General features: G+C 63.4%; 22 protein-coding genes. 14 read left to right on the forward strand and 8 right to left on the reverse strand.

The window, feature by feature from the left end; translation table 11 throughout:
* Positions 1-116: 116 nt before the first annotated feature.
* The 4 genes from puuE to AB6809_RS07470 all read left to right on the forward strand — a co-directional run bounded on the left by puuE (position 117) and on the right by AB6809_RS07470 (position 3,182).
* Positions 117-1,067 (forward strand): allantoinase PuuE, encoded by a 951-nt coding sequence (gene puuE, locus AB6809_RS07455; RefSeq protein ID WP_371026440.1) that lies wholly within the window; start codon positions 117-119, stop codon positions 1,065-1,067.
* The gene (uraD, locus tag AB6809_RS07460; protein WP_107706747.1) at positions 1,064-1,585 is read left to right on the forward strand and encodes a 2-oxo-4-hydroxy-4-carboxy-5-ureidoimidazoline decarboxylase; all 522 of its coding nucleotides are present in this window, start codon (positions 1,064-1,066) and stop codon (positions 1,583-1,585) included. The genes puuE and uraD overlap by 4 nt, the downstream gene beginning before the upstream one ends.
* A 74-nt stretch (positions 1,586-1,659) precedes the next feature.
* On the forward strand, positions 1,660-2,673 hold the full coding sequence (gene alc, locus AB6809_RS07465) for an allantoicase (RefSeq protein WP_006051773.1): 1,014 nt from the start codon (positions 1,660-1,662) through the stop codon (positions 2,671-2,673).
* Positions 2,670-3,182, forward strand: coding sequence for an ureidoglycolate lyase (locus AB6809_RS07470; RefSeq protein WP_053858187.1), 513 nt, complete (start codon positions 2,670-2,672; stop codon positions 3,180-3,182). Before alc ends, AB6809_RS07470 begins: the two co-directional genes overlap by 4 nt.
* Positions 3,183-3,560: 378 nt before the next feature.
* On the opposite strand, the gene AB6809_RS07475 is transcribed toward AB6809_RS07470, so the two are convergent.
* Both AB6809_RS07475 and uraH read right to left on the reverse strand, forming a co-directional pair.
* Complete coding sequence (locus AB6809_RS07475; protein WP_371026231.1) at positions 3,561-4,754, reverse strand: urate hydroxylase PuuD; 1,194 nt, start codon at positions 4,752-4,754, stop codon at positions 3,561-3,563.
* 181 nt (positions 4,755-4,935) lie between these two features.
* Positions 4,936-5,289, reverse strand: coding sequence for a hydroxyisourate hydrolase (gene uraH, locus AB6809_RS07480; RefSeq protein WP_006051770.1), 354 nt, complete (start codon positions 5,287-5,289; stop codon positions 4,936-4,938).
* A gap of 118 nt (positions 5,290-5,407) precedes the next feature.
* Between uraH and AB6809_RS07485 the strand changes: the two genes are divergently transcribed.
* Together AB6809_RS07485 and AB6809_RS07490 are read left to right on the forward strand one after the other, a co-directional pair.
* Positions 5,408-5,665, forward strand: a complete 258-nt coding sequence (locus tag AB6809_RS07485; RefSeq protein ID WP_371026232.1) for a hypothetical protein — start codon at positions 5,408-5,410, stop codon at positions 5,663-5,665.
* Between the two features lie 171 nt (positions 5,666-5,836).
* Positions 5,837-7,252: an 8-oxoguanine deaminase gene (locus tag AB6809_RS07490; protein WP_371026233.1), complete on the forward strand. Its 1,416-nt coding sequence runs from the start codon at positions 5,837-5,839 to the stop codon at positions 7,250-7,252.
* A gap of 79 nt (positions 7,253-7,331) precedes the next feature.
* Here the strand turns inward: AB6809_RS07490 and AB6809_RS07495 are convergent, their stop codons facing one another.
* Positions 7,332-8,264 (reverse strand): LysR substrate-binding domain-containing protein, encoded by a 933-nt coding sequence (locus AB6809_RS07495; RefSeq protein ID WP_006051768.1) that lies wholly within the window; start codon positions 8,262-8,264, stop codon positions 7,332-7,334.
* Positions 8,265-8,513: 249 nt separating this feature from the next.
* Between AB6809_RS07495 and AB6809_RS07500 the strand changes: the two genes are divergently transcribed.
* The 4 genes from AB6809_RS07500 to AB6809_RS07515 all read left to right on the forward strand — a co-directional run bounded on the left by AB6809_RS07500 (position 8,514) and on the right by AB6809_RS07515 (position 13,435).
* Positions 8,514-10,127, forward strand: coding sequence for an ABC transporter ATP-binding protein (locus tag AB6809_RS07500; RefSeq protein ID WP_371026234.1), 1,614 nt, complete (start codon positions 8,514-8,516; stop codon positions 10,125-10,127).
* A gap of 71 nt (positions 10,128-10,198) precedes the next feature.
* The gene (locus AB6809_RS07505) at positions 10,199-11,305 is read left to right on the forward strand and encodes an ABC transporter permease (RefSeq protein ID WP_006051766.1); all 1,107 of its coding nucleotides are present in this window, start codon (positions 10,199-10,201) and stop codon (positions 11,303-11,305) included.
* A gap of 28 nt (positions 11,306-11,333) precedes the next feature.
* Positions 11,334-12,263 carry an ABC transporter permease gene (locus tag AB6809_RS07510; protein ID WP_171799849.1) on the forward strand — a complete coding sequence of 310 codons (930 nt, stop codon included), beginning with the start codon at positions 11,334-11,336 and terminating at the stop codon, positions 12,261-12,263.
* A gap of 65 nt (positions 12,264-12,328) precedes the next feature.
* The gene (locus AB6809_RS07515; protein WP_371026235.1) at positions 12,329-13,435 is read left to right on the forward strand and encodes a BMP family ABC transporter substrate-binding protein; all 1,107 of its coding nucleotides are present in this window, start codon (positions 12,329-12,331) and stop codon (positions 13,433-13,435) included.
* A gap of 154 nt (positions 13,436-13,589) precedes the next feature.
* On the opposite strand, the gene AB6809_RS07520 is transcribed toward AB6809_RS07515, so the two are convergent.
* Positions 13,590-13,799, reverse strand: coding sequence for a dodecin (locus AB6809_RS07520; RefSeq protein WP_006051763.1), 210 nt, complete (start codon positions 13,797-13,799; stop codon positions 13,590-13,592).
* 225 nt (positions 13,800-14,024) lie between these two features.
* Here AB6809_RS07520 and AB6809_RS07525 point away from each other — a divergent pair, with 225 nt between their 5' ends.
* Positions 14,025-15,617 carry an ABC-F family ATPase gene (locus AB6809_RS07525; protein ID WP_006051762.1) on the forward strand — a complete coding sequence of 531 codons (1,593 nt, stop codon included), beginning with the start codon at positions 14,025-14,027 and terminating at the stop codon, positions 15,615-15,617.
* A 103-nt stretch (positions 15,618-15,720) separates the two neighbouring features.
* On the opposite strand, the gene AB6809_RS07530 is transcribed toward AB6809_RS07525, so the two are convergent.
* Positions 15,721-16,173, reverse strand: a complete 453-nt coding sequence (locus AB6809_RS07530) for a hypothetical protein (protein WP_006051761.1) — start codon at positions 16,171-16,173, stop codon at positions 15,721-15,723.
* 199 nt (positions 16,174-16,372) lie between these two features.
* Between AB6809_RS07530 and AB6809_RS07535 the strand changes: the two genes are divergently transcribed.
* The 3 genes from AB6809_RS07535 (at position 16,373) to AB6809_RS07545 (ending at position 19,842) form a co-directional block, all read left to right on the forward strand.
* Positions 16,373-17,797, forward strand: a complete 1,425-nt coding sequence (locus AB6809_RS07535; protein ID WP_371026236.1) for an aldehyde dehydrogenase family protein — start codon at positions 16,373-16,375, stop codon at positions 17,795-17,797.
* Positions 17,798-17,926: 129 nt separating this feature from the next.
* Entirely contained in the window at positions 17,927-19,117 is a 1,191-nt protein-coding gene (locus tag AB6809_RS07540; RefSeq protein ID WP_371026237.1) for an NAD(P)H-dependent flavin oxidoreductase, read from the forward strand.
* A gap of 68 nt (positions 19,118-19,185) precedes the next feature.
* Positions 19,186-19,842 carry an OmpW family protein gene (locus AB6809_RS07545; protein ID WP_006051758.1) on the forward strand — a complete coding sequence of 219 codons (657 nt, stop codon included), beginning with the start codon at positions 19,186-19,188 and terminating at the stop codon, positions 19,840-19,842.
* 9 nt (positions 19,843-19,851) lie between these two features.
* Here AB6809_RS07545 and AB6809_RS07550 read toward each other — a convergent pair whose 3' ends face one another.
* The 3 genes from AB6809_RS07550 to AB6809_RS07560 form a co-directional block, all read right to left on the reverse strand.
* Positions 19,852-20,055, reverse strand: coding sequence for a DUF1289 domain-containing protein (locus tag AB6809_RS07550; RefSeq protein WP_006051757.1), 204 nt, complete (start codon positions 20,053-20,055; stop codon positions 19,852-19,854).
* Positions 20,056-20,175: 120 nt separating this feature from the next.
* Entirely contained in the window at positions 20,176-21,540 is a 1,365-nt protein-coding gene (locus tag AB6809_RS07555) for a phospholipase A (RefSeq protein WP_371026238.1), read from the reverse strand.
* A 294-nt stretch (positions 21,541-21,834) separates the two neighbouring features.
* A complete protein-coding gene (locus AB6809_RS07560; RefSeq protein ID WP_371026239.1) occupies positions 21,835-23,130 on the reverse strand; it encodes an Nramp family divalent metal transporter in 1,296 nt (431 codons plus the stop codon).
* Positions 23,131-23,540 lie beyond the last annotated feature (410 nt).

Raw genomic sequence — 23,540 nt, forward strand, 5'->3', positions numbered from 1 at the left:
TGGCCATCTCGGTGGCCGTCGCGACGGTTATCGCGGCGGCGCCGCACAAGGCTTCAACAGGTCTTGCAGCGCGCTTCGCGAGCCCACTCGTATCGTCACTACGCATTCGTCAAACCATGCCACTCGACCCCAACTATCCACGCGATCTGATCGGCTACGGCCGCCACCCCGTGCAGGCCAACTGGCCGGGGCGAGCGCGCGTCGCCGTGCAATTCGTCCTCAACTACGAGGAGGGCGGTGAAAATTGCGTGCTGCACGGCGACCCCGGTTCGGAGCAGTTCTTGTCGGAGATCGTCGGCGCGGCTGCGTATCCGGCGCGTCACATGAGCATGGAGTCGATCTACGAATACGGCTCGCGCGCGGGCGTGTGGCGCATTCTGCGCGAATTCGAAAAGCGCGGCTTGCCGCTCACCGTGTTCGGCGTGGGCATGGCGATCGAACGGCATCCCGAAGTGGCGCGTGCATTCGTCGAACTCGGCCATGAGATCGCGTGTCATGGCTATCGCTGGATTCACTATCAGGACGTATCGCCGGAAAAAGAAGCCGAGCATATGCGGCTCGGCATGCAGGCGATCGAGAGCGTCACCGGCGAGCGGCCGCTTGGCTGGTACACCGGCCGCGACAGTCCGAACACACATCGGCTCGTCGCCGAATACGGAGGCTTTCTATACGACTCCGATTACTACGGCGACGACCTGCCGTTCTGGATGGACGTCGAAGTGACAGGCGGCTCGACCGTGCCGCAACTGATCGTGCCGTACACGCTCGACACCAACGACATGCGCTTCGCGAGCCCGCAGGGCTTCAACACCGCGGACCACTTCTTCACGTACCTGCGCGATGCGTTCGACGTGCTCTACGAAGAAGGCGACGAAGCGCCGAAGATGCTGTCGATCGGCATGCACTGCCGGCTGCTCGGACGCCCTGGGCGTTTCCGCGGACTGCAGCGTTTTCTCGACCATATCGAACAGCACGATCGCGTCTGGGTGACACGGCGCGTCGACATCGCGCGGCACTGGCGCGAACATCATCCGTATCAGCAAAACAACCGCGAGGCGGCGGCATGAAGGCGATGCAATACACACTGGACCAACTCAACACCGTTTCCACCGACGCATTCGTCGCGGCGCTCTCGGGCATCTTCGAGCACTCGCCGTGGGTCGCGGAAATCGCCGCAAATGAGCGGCCATTTGCGAGCATCGACGAACTGCATCGCAAGATGTCGAAGATTGTCGAGACGGCGGGCGAAGACAAACAGCTCGCGTTGATCAATGCGCACCCGGAGCTCGCGGGCAAGGCGGCGGTGCGCGGCGAACTCACCGCGGAATCCACGCGCGAGCAAAGCGGCGCGGGCCTTGCGCAATGCACGCAGGCAGAGTTCGACAGGCTGCTTGCGCTGAACGCGGCGTATCGCGAGAAGTTCGGCTTTCCGTTCATTCTCGCGGTGCGCGGCTATGACCGTCACGGCATCATCGCGAACTTCGAGGCGCGCGTGAACAACAGCCGCGCCGACGAACTGCGCGCGAGCCTCGATCAGATCTACCGTATCGCACGTTTCCGGCTCGAAGACCTGATTAGCGCGTGAATGGACGTTTGAATCAACGCGCGGCTTCACGGAAACGTTTCCTCGCACTAACAAACACATCAAGGAAGACAAAGATGGCACTCCCGACTCTCGACCCCAACGCACCCGAATTCACGCGGCGTTACGTGAATCTGGCGGACCCGCGCCTGGGCGCGCAGGCGCTCGAGGCCAGCGACGAATTCTTCGCGCCGAAGGACCGCATGCTGAACCCGGAGCCGGCTGTCTTCATTCCAGGCAAGTACGACGAGCACGGCAAGTGGATGGACGGCTGGGAAACGCGCCGCAAGCGCGTGACCGGCTACGACTGGTGCGTCGTCAAGCTCGCGCGTCCGGGCGTGATCAAGGGACTCGATCTCGACACGAGCCACTTCACCGGTAACTTCCCGCCGGCCGCTTCCGTCGAAGCCGCGCGCGTGGTGGACGGCGTGCCGAATCAGTCGACGCAATGGACCGAAATCGTGCCGTCGATCACGTTGCAAGGCAACAGCCATCACTATCTCGAAGTCGGCGACACGAATGCGTACACGCACTTGCGCGTGAACATCTATCCGGATGGCGGCATTGCACGCTTGCGTGTGTACGGTCAGCCGCAAGTCGACTGGGCGGGCGCGAGCCGCACGCAGCAATTCGACCTGGCCGCGATGGAGAACGGCGCGTATCTGGTCGCGGCGAACAATCAGCACTTCGGCGCGGCGTCGACGATTCTGATGCCGGGCCGCGGCGTGAACATGGGCGACGGCTGGGAAACGCGGCGCCGTCGCGAACCGGGCAACGACTGGGCGATCGTCGCGCTGGCACAGCCGGGCGTGATCTCGAAGATCGAAGTCGACACCGCGCACTTCAAGGGCAACTATCCGGACCGCTGCTCGATTCAGGCCGCGTATGTGACGGGCGGCACGGACAGTTCGCTGATCACGCAAGCGATGTTCTGGCCCGTGCTGCTCGGCGAGCAGAAGCTGCAAATGGACAAGCAGCATTACTTCGAAAGCGAGATCGCGGCGCTCGGTCCGGTGACGCACGTGCGCTTTAACATCATTCCGGACGGCGGCGTATCGCGTCTGCGTTTGTGGGGCACGCTGGCATCATGAAAACGCTCGCTATCGAACCATTGACGAAGGAAGCGTTCGCCGCGTTCGGCGACGTGATCGAACTCGAGGGCGCGAAGCAGATCCCGATCAATCTCGGCACGACGATCCGCTATCACGACCTCGCGAAGGTCGACGTAACGGACGAGAATGGCCGCACGCTGATCAACCTGTTTCGCGGGCAGCCGCGCACGCTGCCGTTCGAGGTGAAGATGCTCGAACGGCATCCGCTCGGCAGCCAGGCTTTTGTGCCGCTGAACGACAAGCCGTATCTGGTGGTGGTCGCGCCGGCGGGCGAACTGGACGAATCGAAGATTCGCGCATTCGTGACGAGCGGTTGGCAGGGCGTTAATTATGCGAAGGGGGTTTGGCACCATCCGCTGATCGCGTTGGGAGAAGTGAGCGACTTTATCGTCGTCGATCGTGGCGGGGAGGGGCTTAATCTTAACGAGCAGGATCTTGTGGAGCCGCTGTGGTTGACTGAGGATGCGTTGAGTGGGGTGGCGGTTTAGCGTTCCTGTTCCGGCGTTATTGGCGATTGACGAGCAGGATGATGGTAAGGAGCTCATGGCAGAAATGCCGTGGGCTCTTTTGTTTTTTGACGGTCGTCAACATCGGCGAGTCGGCTTCGACTTGGCCAGCGGCGGCATCACTGAGAACGTGCGTTAGCCGGCGCCTCGGCTGCGGCCATGACTGGTGAAACCAACGTCGACCGGCAGCAGGCCGTACAGAATGCCTGCGCGACAGAGGAAGCGTCCAGCAAGCAATTCAACCATCACTGCGCAGCAAACAAAAAACGGGCTTCCCGCTTCCGCGAAAAGCCCGCTTCGTGATGCTGAGCGACCTGGTTCCAACGACCTCACACCGGCAAAGTCTCGGTCACTTCGCCATCACTTCGCCGCACCCCCCTCGAACCACGCAGCGATCTTCATCCGTTCGTCGTCCGTCATATGCGTGACATTGCCAAGCGGCATCGCCTTCAGCGTCACCGCCTGCTGATAAATCCGCTGCGCGTTCTGCGAGATCTCGTCCGGCGTATCGAGCAACACGCCGGCGGGCGCGCTGCCCATCATCGTCGGATGCGCGGAGTGGCATGCCACGCAACGCTGCTGCAACACCGGCGCGATGTCGGCCACTTTCACCGTCGGCGCATTCGCCGCTTGCGCCTGCGGGACCATCGGCTTGGGCATCGTCCAGAAGAGGGCGCCGAACATCAGCGCGATGCCGGCGAGCGGCAAATACCACAGCACCTGGCCACGATGACGCATCACGAAGAACTGACGGATCAGCGCGCCGGCCAGCATGATGACGACGAGCACCGCCCAGCTGTGCGGATGCGTGTACGTCATCGCGTAGTGATTCGACAGCATCGCGAAGACCACAGGCAACGTGAAATACGTGTTGTGCACCGAGCGCTGCTTGCCGCGCTTGCCGTAGATCGGGTTCGGCGTGTCGCCCTTGAGCATCGCGTCGACCATCTTGCGCTGGCCCGGAATGATCACGAAGAACACGTTGGCCGACATGATGGTCGCGAGCATCGCGCCCATGATCAGATACGCCGCGCGACCCGCGAAGATATGGCACGCGAGCCACGCCGCGATCAGCACATACACGCCGACGCAGATGCCGAGCACCTTGTCCTTGTTGCCGAGCATGCGGCACAGCGAGTCGTAGACGATCCAGCCTGCGGCGAGAAAACCGAGCGCCGACGCGACCGCGACCACGGGGCCCATGTCGAGCACGTTTTTGTCGATCAGATACGTGGACGGCGAGAACAGATACAGCACCGTAAAAAGCCCGAAGCCCGACAACCACGTCGTGTACGACGGCCACTTCGACCAGTGCAGGTCGTCCGGCATTTCCGGCGGCGCGACGGTGTACTTCTGCATGTTGTAGAAGCCGCCGCCGTGCACATGCCACAGTTCGCCGAACACGCCGCGCTTGCGCTGGTTCGGGTCCTGCGGCGGTTTCAGGCTGTTGTCGAGGGCGACGAAATAGAACGACTCGCCGATCCATGCGATTGCGGCGACGACGTGAAACCAGCGAATCGCGAGATTCAACCAGTCGGTGATAAAGCCTTCCATGAAACTCCTCCACTTCTGATTCGTTGCTCGCGCGGCGGCGTTGTGTGCGTCACGCCGCCCCGCGGACTGCGGGGCGAAAGACGCGGTGCGCTCAGTTCGCACGGCGTCGTCTTTCACTCGTCTCTAAGCTTTGTTATTGCGCTTCTGCAATCGACCGCACGCTTTTGCGGTTGCCGATCGATCAGCTGCCGCGATAAGTGCTGTACGACCACGGCGATACGAGCAGCGGCACGTGATAGTGCGCGTTGGCATCGGCGATACCGAAGCGCAACACGACGCGATCCACGAAACGCGGCTCGGGCACCTTGGTGCCGATCGACGCAAAGTAATCGCCCGCGGCGAACACGAGTTCGTACTCGCCCGGAACCAGCGCGTCGCCTTGCAGCAGCGGTTCGTCGCAGCGGCCGTCGTCATTGGTGAGAGTGGTTTTCAGCGCGCGGCGCGTGTCGCCCGAAAGCGCGAAGAGTTCGACCTTGATGCCCGCGCCGGGACGGCCGTTCGCGGTGTCGAGCACATGGGTAGTGAGCTTTCCCATTCGCAGTTTTCCTTGTGTGTTTGCGAGGTTTCGGCGGCAGCCCGATCCAGATACGTTGCGGCGGATCGAGGCTCCACGTCAGTGGCTACATACCCGTCGGCGAATTGAAGCGAGCGCCGTGGCAGCCATTGTAAAAACTTGTTCTGTCGAGCGCGCGCGCGATAAGAAAGATAATAGCTGGCGCATGAACGACAGTCTGCTGAAAGCCTCGGCGGATGCGTTCGCGCGGCCTTGCTGCGCAGACGATCCCCGTTGGATCGTACCGTCGTCAAAAATGACCGACTATATCGCCGGCCTGAGGATGGTTATCGCAACGGCGCGAGTTGCCAGCGTTATTTTGGCCGTCGAAGGTTACGTCTGTGCGCCGCAGCAATAAGGCCGAGCAACTCAAGGCTTATGCGCGGCACACGTCCCGAAGACGGCGGAGCACGCCGGGTAACCGGGCCAACGGCGTTCGACGGGACGCGGCGGCGCGGCGACACGGCTCACGCGCGGTCACATCGCGTTCGAACGACTTTGCACGGAAGCAATCAGGCGGAGAAAGCGGATGACGATGGAACAGGCAGCACAAGAAACAAACAAAACGAACAAAACGAACAAGCCCAACAGAACGATGCTGGTCAAGCACGCCGACGTGCTCGTCACAATGGACGGCGCACGGCGCGAACTGCACGACGGTGGCTTGTATATCGAGGACAACCGCATCGTCGCGGTCGGGCCGACGGCGGAACTGCCGCCCACCGCCGACGAAGTGCTCGACATGCGCGGACATCTGGTGATTCCCGGCCTCGTGAACACGCATCACCACATGTACCAGAGCCTCACGCGCGCGCTACCGGCCGCGCAGAACGCCGAGCTGTTCGGCTGGCTCACGAGCCTCTACAAGGTGTGGGCGAACCTCACGCCGGAGATGATCGAAATTTCGACGTTGACCGCAATGGCCGAGCTGTTGCTCTCGGGATGCACGACGTCGAGCGATCACTTGTATATCTATCCGAACGGCAGCCGGCTCGACGACAGCATCGTAGCGGCACGCCGCATCGGCATGCGTTTTCATGCGGCGCGCGGCAGCATGAGCGTGGGGCGCAAGGACGGCGGCCTGCCGCCGGATTCGGTCGTGGAGCGCGAGGCGGACATCCTGAAGGACACGCAGCGGCTCATCGAGAGTTACCACGACGAGGAGCGTTACGCGATGCTGCGCGTCGTCGTTGCACCATGCTCGCCGTTTTCGGTGAGCCGCGATCTGATGCGCGAATCGGCGGTGATGGCGCGGCACTACGGCGTATCGCTGCACACGCACCTCGCCGAGAACACGAACGACGTTGCCTATAGCCACGAGAAATTCGGCATGACGCCCGCGCAATATGCGGAAGACCTGGGCTGGGTCGGGCGCGACGTATGGCACGCGCACTGCGTGCAACTCGACGACGCCGGCATCGAACTGTTCGCGCGAACCGGCACGGGCGTCGCGCATTGTCCGTGCTCGAACATGCGGCTCGCGTCCGGCATCGCACCGATCAAGCGGATGCGGCTCGCGGGTGTGCCGGTGGGTCTCGGCGTGGATGGCTCGGCGTCGAACGACGGCGCGCAGATGGTCGCCGAAGTGCGCCAGGCGTTGCTATTGCAGCGCGTCGGCTTTGGACCGGATGCGATGACCGCGCGCGAAGCATTGGAGATCGCCACGCTCGGCGGCGCGAAGGTTCTGAATCGCGACGACATCGGCGCGCTCGCGCCGGGCATGGCGGCCGACTTTGTCGCGTTCGATTTGCGTCAACCGCTCTTCGCCGGCGCGTTGCACGATCCGGTCGCGGCGCTGGTCTTCTGCGCGCCGCCGCAGGTGAGCCATAGCGTGATCGGCGGCAAGGTCGTGGTGAAGGACGGACAGTTGACGACGCTGGAACTCGGACCGGTCATCGAGCGGCACAACCGGTTGGCGAAGGCGCTTTACGAAGCCGCGGTGTGAGGCGAAGGCAAAAGGCGGCCGCGTGCGGGGATGCAGATGCACGAAATCGCCGTCGACCGCTCACGCGGCCACTCAAGCTTCAAGGCTTGTCGATCAACGTCCTGGTCGCTTCCGCGACGAGGCTGCGCAGCCAGCGCACTTCGTCGGAGTAGTGAACGCGCTCATGCCAGAGCTGGTAGTACTGCATCGGCGGAAAATCGAGCGGTGCGGGCACCACGGTCAGCGGCAAAAACTTGGCGTAGTAATCGGCGAAGAGACGCGTTGTCGTGAAGATCAGATCGGATTTGATCAGCACGTACGGCGCGAGATTGAAGTACGGCAGCGTGACGACCACATGGCGCTTCAAACGCTCGCGCGCGAGATGCACGTCGATGGCGCCGCGCTGGCCGACCGAATACGGCGTCGGCGCGAGATGCGGCGCGTTCAGATACTGATCGAGCGTGAGCCCGCCGCGCTTGGCGAACGGATGCGTGTTGCTCATCAGGCAGACGATCTGATCGACGAACAGGTTCGACAGATGCAGCTGCTCGGGCGGCTCCGGCCAGTTGCCGACGACGATGTCGAGCTTGCCGTCTTCGAGCGCGAGTTCGTAGTCGAACGCGGGGCCGAGCGAATGAAATTCGAGCGTCGCGTTCGGCGCGGCCTGGCGAAAGCGTTCGACCACCGTCGGCACGAACAGCACGTTGAGGTAGTCCGGGCAGCCGATGCGGTAGCAGCGGATCGACGTCGCCGGATCGAAATTGTGTTGCTGGAACTTGATGCGCTCGATTTCGCGCAATGCGTTTTGCACCGGTTCGAGCAGGCGCAGGCCGTATTCGGTGGGCACCATGCCGGATTTGCCGCGCACCAGCAGCGGGTCGCCGGTGATGTCGCGCAAACGCCGCAGCGCGGCGCTAATGGCCGGTTGCGATTGATTCAGTTTGACGGCCGCGCGCGTGACGCTGCGTTCCATCAACAGGGTGTGCAAGACGCGTAAAAGATAGGTATCGATCGCCTCGCGTTGCTGACTCATGACTTCTCCAAAATATATGTTCTGGCTGATCGACGGGGTGCAGGGATATATGCTTTTTAATATGAACGAAAAACCGCGTCAAGGGAGGCATACCCGCAGAGCTTGCTGTGGCGCGGGTTTCAGCGAATTTTGTCGGCTCGACTGAGCGGGGCGAATTAGGTATTGTCATCCGGTTGTGGTGACGGATCGGCCGCCGGGAAGGTGGGCGAACGCACGGCAACCGCAGTCACTGACGCACTACGGAATCACATGAGCGACTCTTCTTATAGCGACGGCGCCGCCGCGCAGCCGGCAGCCGGATCGGAACCCAGGCCGGAACAGGCGGCGCCCCGGTTGATGCTCAAGGGCATCACCAAACAGTATCCGGCCGTGCGAGCCAACGACGACGTCACGCTGATCGTCGCGCCGGGCGAGATCCACGCGGTGCTCGGCGAAAACGGCGCGGGCAAGAGCACGCTGATGAAGATCATCTACGGCGCCGTTCGGCCCGACGCAGGCGAGATTCACTGGGAAGGCGAGGCGCTCGACATCGCGAGTCCCGCGGCCGCGCGCAAGCTCGGCATCGGCATGGTGTTTCAGCACTTTTCGCTGTTCGAGACGCTCACGGTCGGCGAAAACATTGCGCTCGCGCTCGACGAACCGTTCGATCTGAAAGCGCTGTCCAAGCGCATTCGCGAAGTGTCCGCCGACTACGGCCTCGACATCGATCCGCAGCGTCACGTGCATAGCCTGACGGTCGGCGAGCGGCAGCGCGTGGAGATCGTGCGCTGCCTGCTGCAGAACCCGCGGCTGCTCATCATGGATGAACCGACGTCCGTGCTCACGCCGCAAGCGGTGCGCAAGCTGTTCGCGACGCTGCGGCGGCTCGCGGCCGAAGGCTGCAGCATTCTCTACATCAGCCACAAGCTCGACGAAATCCAGGAACTGTGCGACACGGCCACGGTGATGCGCGGCGGTCGTGTGACGGGTCATGTGAAGCCCAAGCAGGAAACGCATGCATCGCTCGCGCAACTGATGGTGGGCCACTCGCTGCCCGATTACACGCGCCGCGAGCACAAGCCCGGCGACGTGCTGCTGGAAGTGAAGGCGCTTTCGGTGGCAAGCGACGACCCGTTTGGCACCTCGCTCGATAACGTGTCGTTCGCCGTGCACGCGGGCGAAATCTTCGGCATTGCGGGCGTGTCGGGCAATGGTCAGGCGGAGTTGCTGTCGGCGTTGTCGGGTGAGAAGCGGGGCGTGCGCGCCGATGCGGTGACGATCTGCGGCAAGCCCGCGGGCCGTCTCGGCGCGGGCGCGCGGCGCGCGCTCGGTTTCGGCTTCGTTCCGGAAGAGCGGCTTGGCCGCGGCGCAGTGCCCGCGATGACGCTCGCTGAAAACGCGCTGCTGACCGGGCATCGGCAGAAGATGGTGCGCTCGGGCTGGATCAACGCGGGCGCGATGCGTGCGTTTGCGAAGCGCTGTATCGAAGCGTTCGACGTGCGTTGCGGCGGTTCCGAAGCGCTCGCGCAGAGTCTGTCGGGCGGCAATCTGCAGAAGTACATCGTGGGCCGCGAGATCTTGCAGGCGCCGAAGGTGCTGGTGGTCGCGCAGCCGACGTGGGGCGTCGACGTCGGCGCGGCCGCGTTCATTCGTCAGCAGTTGCTCGATCTGTCGGCGCGCGGCGTGGCGATCCTCGTCATTTCCGAAGAGCTGGAGGAACTGTTCGACATCTGCGACCGGATCGCAGTGCTCGCGGGCGGCAGACTCTCGCCGGTGCGCGCGACAGGCGCGACCAACGCCGAGGAAATCGGCCGCTGGATGGCGGGGCTTTTCGGCGACCGCGAAGGCGCGGCGCCGTCGGCGGAACAGCCGGCGCATGCCTGAGCCACGTTCGTCCACGCGTTTATCCACGCTTTGCGTCCAATAACAGAACCCGACAACACGACACGCTACTCATGATTCTTCCGTATCGACTCGAAGCGCGCACGACGCCCTCGCGCACCATGCAGATCGCCGTGCCGCTGATCGCCGCGTTGCTCACGCTCGCCATCGGCTTCGTGATCTTTGGGCTGGTCGGCCGCGATCCGCTTCAAGCCATGCACGCGTTTTTCATCGAACCGCTGTCGAGCGTGAACGGCTGGTCCGAGCTTCTGCTGAAGGCGTCGCCGCTGTGCCTGATCGGCCTCGGCCTCGCGATCGGTTATCGCGCGAACGTGTGGAATATCGGCGCCGAAGGGCAGATGCTGCTCGGCGGCATTGCCGCGAGCGGCGTCGCGATTTATTTCGATCAGGCAAGCGGCTGGTGGATTCTGCCGTTGATGATGCTGGCCGGAGTGATCGGCGGCATGCTGTGGGCGGCGATTCCCGCGCTGCTCAAGAGCCGTTTCAACACCAACGAAATTCTCGTGAGCCTGATGCTCACGTATGTCGCGACGCAATTGCTGATCTATCTCGTGAGCGGTCCGTGGCGCGATCCGCAGGGCATGAATTTTCCGCTCTCGGAGATGTTCAGCGGCGACGCGCTTTATCCGACGTTTTACGGCGACTGGCACTGGAAGTGGCTGCGCGGCACGCGGCTGAACGCGTCGGTATTCGTCACGCTGATCGCGATTCCGCTGGTGTGGATCTTCATGCGCAAGAGCTTCGCCGGCTACCGGATGAACGTCGGCGGTCTTGCGCCGCTGGCCGCGCGCTACGCGGGTTTCTCCGACAAGAAAACCATCTGGATGTCGCTCCTCATCAGCGGCGGCCTTGCGGGTCTTGCCGGCATGGGCGAGATCGCCGGGCCGATCGGTCAGTTGCAAGCGACGTGGTCGCCGGGTTACGGCTTCACCGCGATCATCGTGGTGTTCGTCGGACGGCTGCATCCGCTCGGCATCGTGCTCGCCAGTCTGCTGATGGCGCTGCTGTATCTCGGCGGCGAAGCGGTGCAGACCTCGATGCAATTGCCGCAGGCGCTCTCCGGCGTGTTCCAGGGGCTGCTGCTGTTCTGCCTGCTCGGCGCCGATCTGTTCGTGAATTACCGTGTGCGCCGGCGCTCCGTTGCCGCGCAAGCCCACTGACCCGCTCACCGCTTCGCTCACGCCATTCATGGATATTCAACAAGCCAGCGCGCTCACGTCGAGCGCCGTCACCGCCGCGATCCCGCTGATGTTCGCGGGCGCGGGCGAACTCGTCGCCGAAAAGTCGGGCGTTCTCAACCTCGGCGTCGAAGGCATGATGCTGATGGGCGCCGTCACCGGCTACGCGGTCACCGCGATCACCGGCAACCCGTGGCTCGGCGTGATTGCCGCGATTGGCGCGGGTCTCGCGATGTCGCTGCTGTTCGCGTTTCTCACGCTGACCATGCTCGCCAACCAGGTCGCGACGGGTCTCTCGCTGACGATCTTCGGCATCGGTCTGTCGGCGTATGTCGGCAAGCCGTACACGTCGGCGGCGGTGCGCGCCACCATCGACACGTGGACCATTCCGGGCCTCTCGAAGATTCCGGTGCTCGGTCCCGCGCTTTTCAGTCTGACGCCGCTCGATTACCTCGCGTTTGCGATGTTCGCGGTCATCGGCTGGTTTCTGTATCGCACGCGCGCGGGGCTCGTGTTGCGCTCGGTCGGCGAGTCGCCGCAGGTCGCGCATTCGGTCGGCTTTCCGGTGGTCGGCGTGCGCTATGGCGCGGTCGCGTTCGGCGGCGGCATGGCGGGACTCGCGGGCGGCTACTACTCGATCGTCAATCTGCACTTGTGGCAGGAGCAACTGACGTCCGGCCGCGGCTGGATCGCGCTTGCGCTCGTCGTGTTCGCGACGTGGCGGCCGGGGCGCTTGCTGATCGGCGCGCTGCTGTTCGGTGCGGTCACGGGCCTGCAGTTCTACGCGCAGGCGATCGGCGTGCCCGTGCCGACGCAATTCCTCGCGATGCTGCCGTATGTCGCGACGGTCGTCGTGCTGGTGCTGATTTCGCGCAACCCGAACACGATTCGCCTGAATGCACCGGCATCGCTCGGCAAGCCGTTTTTCTCGGCGGGCTGACGCGCCGCCCGGTTGGCCAGACATAACCACACGTTTCAATGACTAATCACACGACTGGAGAAAACATGAAGAAAAGGAATCTGCTGACGGCTTTCGCATGGGGCGCCGCCTCGCTCGCGCTCGGTGCAGCCGTGACGGCGCCATTCGCGCAATCCGCGCACGCGGCGGACGCGCCGGGCGTCGCGTTCGTCTATCTCGGCAATCCGGGCGATGCCGGCTGGACCTTCGCGCACGACCAGGGATCGAAGGAAGCGGAAGCGAAATTCGGCAACAAGATCAAGATCACGCGTATCGAGAACGTGCCGGAATCGGCGGACTCGGAGCGTGTGTTTCGCGATCTGGCGAACAAGGGGAATAAGGTCATCATCGGTTCGAGCTTCGGTTATCAGGACTTCGAACTGAAGGTCGCGAAGGACTTCCCGGACACGGTGTTCCTGCATGCAACCGGCTACAAGAAGGCGCCGAACTTCGGCACCTACGACGTGCGCATGTACCAGGGCGCGTATCTGGCCGGCGTCGCCGCGGGCTATGTGACGAAGACCAACACGCTCGGCTTCGTCGCGTCGGTGCCGATTCCCGAAGTGGTCCGCAACATCAACGCGTACACGCTCGGCGCGCGCTCGGTGAATCCGAAGGTTCATACCAAGGTCATCTGGATCAATAGCTGGTTCGATCCGGGCAAGGAAAAGCAGGCCGCCGAAACGCTGATCGGGCAGGGCGCCGACGTGCTGTTGCAGAACACGGATTCGAGCGCGACGCTCGCGACGGCGTCCGAGAAGCACGTGCATGCTTTCGGCTGGGATTCCGACATGAAGAAGTTCGGCCCGAGCGCGCATCTGGGTTCGGTGGTCGCGCACTGGGGCGTGTACTACAACTCGGCGATCCAGCAGGTGCTCGACGGCAAGTGGAAGAACGATCCGGTGTGGTGGGGCATTCCGCAGAAGGCGGTCGATCTCGAGGATCTGAACACGTCGGCGATTCCGGCGGACGCGCAGAAGAAGGTCGCGGGCAAGCGCGACGAGCTGGCGAGCGGCAAGTGGGATGTGTTCGCCGGTCCGATCAAGGATCAGTCGGGCACGGTGAAGGTGCCGGCCGGCAAGACGCTGACGGACCCGGAATTGCAGCGGCTGAACTGGTATGTCGAAGGTGTCGACGGGTCGTTGCCGAAGTAAGCGGGTGATGCCGGGCGGGTTGTGCTGCTCGCCTGGTTGATTACTTGTTGAGAAAGAGCTGCATCCGTCGTTGGCGGATCGCAGCTCTTTTGGTTTGCGTTTTTGTGCTTGTGGGGCTAGGCGTCAGCGCGCCACATGCGCGACGTGCTCTGCCTCAATCGTCGATGCGCAGCCCGACCTTGATCGTCACCTGCCAGTAAGCGACGCGGTCGTTTTCGATCTGGCCCCGCGTTTCCGTCACTTCAAACCAGTGCAGATTGCGCAGCGTTTTCGACGCCTTGGCGATGGCGGTGCTGATCGCGTCGTCGATCGATTTCGTCGATGAGCCGGTCAGTTCGATCTGCTTGTAGACGTGGTCTGACATGAAATCTCTCCTTTAATCTTCGTTGGCGTTCAAAAAGTATAGGTAACGCGGACGGTTGCGCATGGCCTCCGCGCGAACGCGTTCCCCCGCACGTCGCATGCCCGATACGCCGGACGCCCCCAGCCAGCAGGGCGCGGCGCGCGCCGAATTCCCGTCCGGTTGAAATCCCGGTAACCTGCTAAAATATTGGGTTTTTCGCCGATATCACATTCAAAGGGACGCGCCGTGCTGTCTACTGCCAACATCACCATGCAATTCGGGCCAAAGCCCCTGTTCGAGAACATCTCGGTCAAATTCGGGGGAGGGAACCGCTATGGCCTGATCGGTGCTAACGGCTGCGGCAAGTCCACCTTCATGAAAATCCTCGGTGGCGACCTGGAGCCGAGTTCCGGCAACGTCATGCTGGAGCCGAACGTGCGCCTCGGTAAATTGCGCCAGGACCAGTTCGCGTATGAAGACGTGCGCGTGCTCGACGTCGTGATGATGGGCCACGCAGAAATGTGGGCCGCGATGACCGAGCGCGACGCGATCTACGCGAACCCTGACGCGACCGACGACGACTACATGCACGCCGCCGAGCTCGAAGCGAAGTTCGCCGAATACGACGGCTACACCGCCGAAGCGCGCGCGGGCGAACTGCTGCTCGGCATCGGCATCGCCATTGAAGATCACAACGGTCCGATGAGCAACGTGGCTCCGGGCTGGAAGCTGCGCGTGCTGCTCGCGCAGGCGCTGTTCTCGAAGCCTGACGTGCTGCTGCTCGACGAACCGACCAACAACCTGGACATCAACTCGATCCGTTGGCTGGAAGACGTGCTCAACCAGTACAACTCGACGATGATCATCATCTCGCACGATCGACACTTCCTGAACCAGGTGTGCACGCACATGGCCGACATGGACTTCGGCACGCTGAAGGTCTATCCGGGCAACTACGACGACTACATGCTCGCGAGCACGCAGGCGCGCGAGCGTCAGCAGAACGCGAATGCGAAGGCGAAGGAGCGTGTCGCCGACCTGCAGGACTTCGTGCGCCGCTTCTCGGCGAACAAGTCGAAGGCGCGTCAGGCAACCAGCCGTCTGAAGATGATCGACAAAATCAAGATCGAGGAATTCAAGCCGTCGTCGCGGCAGAATCCGTTTATCCGCTTCGAGTTCGAGAAGAAGCTGCATAACATCGCGGTGGTCGCCGAAAACATTTCGAAGAAGTACGAGCGGACCATCTTCAATAACTTCAGCATCAGCGTGCAGCCGGGCGAGCGCATTGCGATCATCGGCGAGAACGGCGCGGGCAAGACCACGTTGCTGCGCTCGCTGCTCGGCAATCTGCCGCTCGATCACGGCACGGTGAAGTGGGCGGAAAACGCGAACGTCGGTTATATGCCGCAGGACACGTACGAAGAGTTTCCGCAAGACGTCACGCTGATGGACTGGATCGACGCCTATCGCAAGGAAGGCGACGACGAGCAGATGGTGCGCGGCACGCTCGGCCGGCTGCTCTTTAATGCCGACGACATTCGCAAGTCGGTGAAGGTGCTGTCGGGCGGCGAGAAGGGCCGCATGATCTGGGGCAAGCTGATGCTCGGTCGCCACAACGTGCTGATGATGGACGAGCCGACCAATCACATGGACATGGAATCGATCGAGTCGCTGCAAATCGCGCTCGACAAGTTCGAAGGCACGCTGATTTTCGTCTCGCACGACCGCGAGTTCGTGAGCGGGCTGGCGAACCGGATTATCGAAGTGAAGACGGACGGCACGCTGAACGACTTTGGCGGGAATTACGAGGACTTTTTGGCGAGCCAGGGCGTGCAGTAAGGGGCCCGGAATGCCTATTCATGTGACGCCGTTGTCCTGCGGGATTGTCCCGTTGGGACAATGGCGGCCGACATATCGGCCGGGAAGCCGCCGCGTGGAATCGCTACTCCGTTGGGGGCAGCGCCGCCTTCAGCGCGATCAGTGCGTCAACAAAGCTCTCTGCATCTTTCTGATTCTCCACGTACACGTCAGCAAGCTTTCGTCCTTGCCCTGTGCGCGGCTCGACTATGTACCAGTGACCCTTCAACGAAGCACGATCTAACAGCTTTACGTCGGCCATCGTTCGATAGTAGAGCCTCGTTACGTCCTTCTTGGACGAATGGTTGAACCCGGTCAGCGTCTCGCGAGACGAGCCTTTACTGCCGGCTCCGAATTCCACATAGTCATCAGTAACATCGACGTATTCCGGCCGTTTGCTCCCGGGCTGCTCGTACATAACGCGTTCCACGATTTTCTTCGGATCACCTTGGACCGGCCCGGCTTTGTATTCGGTCGGGACGTAGACACAAGCGGTAAGCGCGAGAGCGGATAGAGCTACGGACAGAACGGCTTTCATTTGGTCCCTTTTATGTTTGTCGACGGCATCGTAGCAGAGGTAAGACGGGAGCTAGGCGGCGATCAAACTACAAAATAGTGCCCTTATCCGCGGGTACTTCGCCGCATGCCGGCAACTCACCGCCCAACCCGCCCACCGAATCCTTCCCCCGACGCTGGCTAAAATAGAACAACCACCATCCGAAGCCAGGGCCGACATCATGAAGATCTACGACAAACTCTACATCGACGGCAAATGGATCGCGCCGTGCGGCACCGGCACGATCGACGTGATCGACTCGGGCACCGAGGAAGTCATGGGCCGAATCCCCGAGGGCGTCGACGCCGATGCGGAAAGCGCGATCGCGGCCGCGCGCGTGGCCTTCGACGGCTGGGCCGCCACGCCCGCCGCCGAGCGCGGCCGATACCTCGAGCGGATCGCCGAGAACCTCAAGGCGCGCACCGACGAACTCGCCGCGCTGATCGCAGGCGAAGTCGGCATGCCGCTGAAGCTCGCGCGCGCGATCCAGGTCGGCAGTCCCGTCTACAACTGGAACGCCTATGCGAAGCTCGCCGGCAGCTTCCAGTTCGAAGAGCGCGTCGGCAATTCGCTCGTGGTGCGCGAACCGGTCGGCGTGGTTGCGGCGATCACGCCGTGGAACTATCCGCTCAATCAGATCACGCTGAAGGTCGCGGCCGCGCTCGCGGCCGGTTGCACGGTGGTGCTGAAACCGTCGGAGATCGCGCCTTTGAATGCGTTCGTGCTGGCCGAAGCGATCCACGAAGCGGGGCTGCCCGCCGGCGTGTTCAACCTCGTCAGCGGTTATGGGCCGGTGGTCGGCGAAATGCTGGCGAGCCATCCATCGGTCGATATGGTGTCGTTCACCGGCTCGACGCGCGCGGGCAAGCGCGTGTCGGAACTGGCATCGGCGACGATCAAGCGGGTCGCGCTCGAACTGGGCGGCAAATCGGCATCGGTCATTCTCGACGACGCCGATTTCGCCGCCGCCGTCAAAGGCACGGTCAGCGCATGCTTCCTCAACTCGGGGCAAACCTGTTCGGCGCACACGCGCATGCTGGTGCCCGAAGCACGTTACGACGAAGCGCGCGCGCTCGCGAAACAGGCGGCCGAAAGCTACGCAGCCGGCGATCCGCGCGACGAGAAAACGCGCCTCGGCCCGCTGGCCTCCGCCGCGCAACAGGCGCGTGTGCAGCAGTACATCGCGAAGGGCATCGAGGAGGGCGCCGAACTCGTGACGGGCGGCGCGGGGCTGCCCGACGGTGTGTCGAAAGGCTTTTTCGTCAAGCCGACGGTGTTCGGCCGCGTGCATCCGAAAGCGACGATCGCGCAAGAAGAAATCTTCGGGCCGGTGCTGTCCATTCTGACTTACAAGGACGAAGACGAAGCAATTCGGATTGCCAACGATTCGCCATACGGACTCGGCGGCGCAGTGTGGGCCGGCAGCGACGAGCGCGCGCAACGCGTCGCGCGCCGCATCCGCACGGGGCAGATCGACATCAACGGCGGCGCGTGGAATATGGCGGCGCCGTTCGGCGGCTTCAAGCAGTCGGGCTTCGGACGCGAGAACGGCGTCTTTGGACTCGAGGAATATCTCGAACTCAAGTCGATGCAATTCAAAGTCTGACGCGGATGACCGGCATCAACAAAGCCGCGCGCGCCGCAACGGCATGCGCGCGCCGCTTGATCTGACGCAACCCCGGCCGCGCCCGACCGACGATTATCCACGCTTTGATAATCGTCCGTCGGGTCAGCCATGCTCAACTCTCATTCGTTTTCTCCGCTGGTCATTCGCGGCCGCTCGCTCTTGCCGATCGTGCAAGGCGGCATGGGCGTCGGCATTTCGGCGCACCGGCTCGCAGGCAGCGTCGCGCGCGAGGGCGCGCTCGGCACCATCGCCAGTATTGATTTACGCCATCATCATCCCGATCTGGTCGAACGTTGCCGGCAGTCGCCCGACCGTGCCACGCTCGAAGAGGCGAATCTCACCGCGCTCGCGCGTGAAATTCATGCGGCGAAGAAGCTGAGCGAAGGCCGCGGCATGATTGCCGTCAACGTGATGAAGGCAGTCAGCGCGCAAGCCGATTACGTGCGCGCCGCCTGCGAAAACGGTGCCGACGCGATCGTGATGGGCGCGGGCCTGCCGCTCGATTTGCCGGAGATGACGCAAGGCCACGACATCGCGCTGATTCCGATTCTGTCGGACAGCCGCGGCGTCGCGCTGGTGCTGAAGAAGTGGATGAAGAAGGGCCGCTTGCCCGACGCCGTCGTGATCGAGCATCCGGCGCATGCGGGCGGCCATCTCGGCGTCACGAACATCGCCGATATGAACGATCAGCGCTTCGACTTCAGGCGCGTTCTCGATGAACTCGAGACCGTGTTCACGTCGCTCGGGATCGATCGCAAGCAGGTGCCGTTGATTCTCGCGGGCGGCATCAATAGTCATGAGGCCGTGCGCGCGCTGCTGAACGCGGGCGCGAACGGCGTGCAGCTCGGCACGCCGTTCGCCGTGACCGAGGAAGGCGACGCGCATCCGAACTTCAAGCGCGTGCTGGCCGAGGCGGCGCCCGATGACATCGTCGAATTCGTCAGCGTGACCGGTTTGCCCGCGCGTGCGGTGAAAACGCCGTGGCTCACGCGCTATTTGCGGCATGAAGCGAGGATCCGCGAGAAGGTCGGCGCGCTCAGGCAGGCGTGCCCGACGGCGCTCGAATGTCTGAGCGTGTGCGGGTGGCGTGACGGCGTGGAGAAGTTCGGGCACTTCTGCATCGACACGCGGCTTGCCGCGGCCTTGCGCGGCGATGTGGCCAACGGCCTCTTTTTTCGCGGCAAGGAAGCGCTGCCGTTCGGCTCGGCGATTCGCAGCGTGCACGACCTGATCGAACTGCTGCTGACTGGCGCGACGCGACCGGCTGTCGCAGGGCGGCTGGCTTTCTCGCTCGGTTGATGGGAGTCAACGTGACGCGCGGCGGGAGCTTCGACAATCCCCGTAGATCAACAAAAAGGGGAAGAAAAATGAAGCTCTCGCTCAGCAACACCATCAGGACGGCTGCGTTGGCATCGGGGCTGCTCTGCGCCGCCGCGCTCATTCCGCAGGCGCATGCCGCCGGCGACGATTCGATGAGCGGCATTCACGCCGGCGACGTGATCGTTCGATTGCGCGCGATCAGCATCATGCCGAGCGTATCGACGACAGGCACGCTCTCCACGCTGAACACCGACGTCAACAACGCGATCGTGCCGGAACTGGATCTGACCTACATGATCCGCGATTATCTCGGCGTCGAACTGATTCTCGGCACGTCGCGTCATCAGCTCACTTCGAGCATCGGTCCGCTTGGCGGAGTGAACGTGCTGCCGCCCACGTTGCTGCTGCAATATCACTTCAATCACGCGGGGCGCGTGCGTCCGTATGTCGGCGCGGGTCTGAACTACACGTTGTTCTATAACAATGGCTTGCACGCCGGCGGGCAGCCGGTGTCGATCCGCAATCACAGCTTCGGTCCGGCATTGCAGGCAGGCGTCGACGTGCAGGTGACAAAGACGCTCTTCGTCAACGCGGACATCAAGAAGATCTGGATGCACACGGATGCCTCGCTCGGCGGGCAGCCGCTCGGCCGCGTGAGCATCGATCCGGTGGTGGTGGGGCTCGGCGTCGGCATGCGCTTCTGAGCGAAACGCTCAGAGCTTGTCGTTCTGAAAACGCATGGCCGTGCCTTCGCGTTCGATGCGGGTCCACACGGCCCGCTTTTCTTCATCGCTCATGAATACCCAGTTCGATACCTCGCCGGCCGTGCGGCCGCAGCCCTTGCAGACTTCGTCGAAAAGTGTCGAACACACGCCGATGCACGGGCTGTCGGGTAGAGCGTGGAGATTGGAAGCCATCGGAAACCTTGCAGCAGAAAAGCGGAGGTCCGCTATGTTAACCGATACGGGACGTGAAGCCGCCCGAGCCCGTCCGCGAGGCCGATACTGCGCCGCCGCCGAGCGCGGCCCGCGTCGGCCTCACCGCGCGATGCTGTAACCGATTCGCGCCATCCAGTGCTGACGGTTGTTGTAGTCGAGCAGATCCTCGCCGTAGCCGTTGAAATAACCGATCCACAGATAGCCGCCCCACGCGCTGCCGAGCAGCTTCGCGAGCGGATAGGTGAATTGCGTGTCGACGCTGCCGTACCAGTGCTTCGTGCCTTTGCGCAGCGTGGTCGCCAGTTGCCAGCCATCGGGGCTGCCGTATTTGACGAGCAGATCGACATAGCCGCGATAGTCCGCAATGTCCGGATTACTGGACGTGCCGACGTAGTAATAAATTTTCGGCGACACCGTCAGATGGTTGGCCGTCAGATCGCCGAATTCCCACGTCGGGCGGATGAACGGCATGTTGATGCTGCGCGAATCGCTTCCGCCTTTGCCGTTCGATTCATGCGCGACGCCCGCTGCAAAACCCATTCGCGTGAAGAACGGACTGCGCCAGCCCGTGTCCGGCACGTAGTAGAAAAGCTGCGGCGAGTACGTGGTGTCGCGAAACGGACGCGAGTCGGCGGAGAGATCCCAGATCGACGTCTGCGTGTAGGCGAAGTAAAGGTTGTCGGTGAAGGCTTTGGAGCGCAGGTCGTCGGGAATGCGCAAGCGATACTTGAAGCTCAGTTGCAGCCGCGCATTGGTGTCGCCGTTGTGGCCGACGCCGATATACATCGGGTCGTAGTAGGAAACGTGCGCAAGCACGCCGCGTCCGGTCGTCGACAGCGAGTCGCCTGGCGGCGAGATCGCGTCGCCCGAGGGGCCGTCGAGCGCGGCCGCCGTCGCCGCGGCCTGGGCCGGCGTGCGGGCCTGGCTTTCGCTGCGCTCGGCCTGCGCAATCGCATTCTGGTTGGGACCGCGATTGATCACGACGACCGCGGGCGAAGCATCGAAACCGATCGGATCGACACGCACTTCTCCGCGAGCCGATTCCGGCCAAGGCGCGGAAAAGCGCACCTTGCGGAACTGGCCCGGCCGCAGACGCAGCGTGTCGGGCACGCCCGCTTCGCGCGCGAGTTCGAGCGGCTGCGGAGACTGCTCGCCGCCGCTCAGGTTCACGCGCAGCGTTTGCGGCACGGCGACGGTGAGCGGCGTGGAGTCGTCGGCGGAATAGAGCAACGTGATCTGCAGCGGCTCGTTCGCAGCGGCGATGCGCGCCGGCTGCAGCATCGCGACGGTGGCCGCAGCCTCGCCGGGAAAGGCGCTCGACAAGAACAGCGCAGCGAGCACGCAGACGAGTCTGCCGCGGCCGAAGCGGTGGCCGGGCACGCGCAACGGTCTGGCGGAGGCGCGATGGGTAAGGCGGTCGAATGCAGCAATGAGGAAAGCCGGAGGCAAAGCAGGAAGCGGCATGGGCTGTCGTCCAGGAGCAAGGGCGGTGAGCAAAACGGCGCGCCGCGTGTCGACTGAAGTCATGCTCGGGGCATGGCGTCATCGCCGCCGCCTGGCGGATACGGCACGCAGACGGCACAACGCGGTGGCAAGACAAACAAGCGAATGGCCGCCGCAATAGCGCAGGCAGCCATCGGGACTACGGCGAAGGCGGCGCCACGGCCAGCGGCGGCGCCGTTAAACTCGAAATACTAAAAGAATATTTACAACTGCGTTGCAACGATTGGCGAATGGCCTCGCGGCTCGCGAGGCGGCTCACTCACCCAACGCAACCTGCCACAGCAGCGCGCCGTTCAGCAGGATGATGAAAGCCGCCGACATCCACGCCAGCACCAGCGGCACGCCGTGCACGCGCCAGTCGCGCATCAGGCTCGTATCCGACGCGTAGCGGATCAGCGGCACGACCGCGAGCGGCAATTGCAGGCTCAGCACCACCTGGCTTGCCACCAGCAACTGATTCGAGCCTTCCTGGCCGAACATCGTCACGGCCACCAGCGCCGGTCCGATTGCCAGTGCGCGCGTGAGCAGCGCACGCTTCCAGCGCGGCAGACGTAGTTGCAGGAAGCCTTCCATCACCGCCTGGCCGGCCAGCGTGCCGGTGACGGTCGCGCTGAGTCCGCAGGCCAGCAGCGCCGCGGCAAACAGGATGCCGGCCCAGCGCGTGCCGAGCAGCGGCGCGATCAGACGATGAGCGTCCGCGAGATCGGTGACGTCGCGGTGGCCGCTCGCATGGAACACGGCGGCGGCGACGATCAGCAGCGCGGCATTGATCACGAAAGCAAAGAGCAGCGAGCCGATGGTGTCGATATTGACGACATGCAGCGCGGCCTTGATCTGCGCGTCGCTGTTGTCGGGCGCGTGATGCTTGACGAGCGACGAGTGCAGATAGAGGTTGTGCGGCATCACCGTCGCGCCGACGATGCCCGCCGCGAGCCACAGCATGCCCGCGTTGCGCAGAAGCTCGGGGCTCGGCGCGGTGCCCGCCAGCGCCGCATGCCAGTCGGGCCGCGCGAGCGCCAGTTCGATCACGAAGCACAAGCCGACGAAGCCGATCAGCAACGCGATCACCGCTTCCAGCTTGCGGCCGCCTATCTGCTGAAGCGCCAGCAGCGCGAACGTGCATACCGCCGACATCAGCACACCCACGGTCAGCGAGACGCCCAGCAGCAATTGCAACGCGACGGCGCTGCCGACCACTTCGGCGACATCGCAGGCGATGATCGCCACTTCGCTGGTCAGCCACAGGAAGATCGTGCGGCGCGGCCCCGAACGCTCGCGGCAAACCTGCGCGAGATCGCGCCCGCTGACGACGCCGAGCCGCGACGACAGCCATTGCAGCAGCATCGCCATCAGGCTGGAGAGCACCACCATGCCGAGCAACTGGTAGCCGTAGCCGGCGCCCGCGCCGAGCGCCGTTGCCCAATTGCCGGGATCGATATAGCCGACGGCAATCAGCGCACCCGCGCCGACGAACGAGAACCAGTGCGCGGGTCCTCCTTCGGGCAGACGTCGACGGCGGTTTGGGCGCAGCGCGAACGGATTGGTGTTCATGGATGCCTGAGGTCAAAGACTGCCTGGTTTCGCAAGGCTTGTGCCCGCCGGGCGCGTTGCTGCCGATCGAGCCCGCGCCTCGCCGCTGTTGCCCCTTGTCCGTTGTCAGCTATTGTGCTCCGTCGCCCGGCTCCGCGTTTGGCTTGTCATGCGCGTGGGGAGCCTGCGTGAGGCCGCCGCCAGAGCGCCTAAGCGTGGCGGCGTTTTTTTCGGGTAGACACGCGCCCATAACCCGCTAAAATTGCGCCCATTTTCCGGCGGCGCGGCTTACGCTGTACCGTTTGCGCGACAGTGCGGCATTTTTTTTGGACCGCGCAATAATTGATGGTAGTTTTCGGGTTTTTCAGGGGAGCCGCTAGCGCAGCATGGCGCTGCTCGCGGCGTGCGTGAGGACGGCCGGCTCGGACCGG

Origin of the sequence: Paraburkholderia sp. RCC_158, assembly GCF_041355255.1 — a bacterium.
GTDB lineage: Bacteria > Pseudomonadota > Gammaproteobacteria > Burkholderiales > Burkholderiaceae > Paraburkholderia > Paraburkholderia graminis.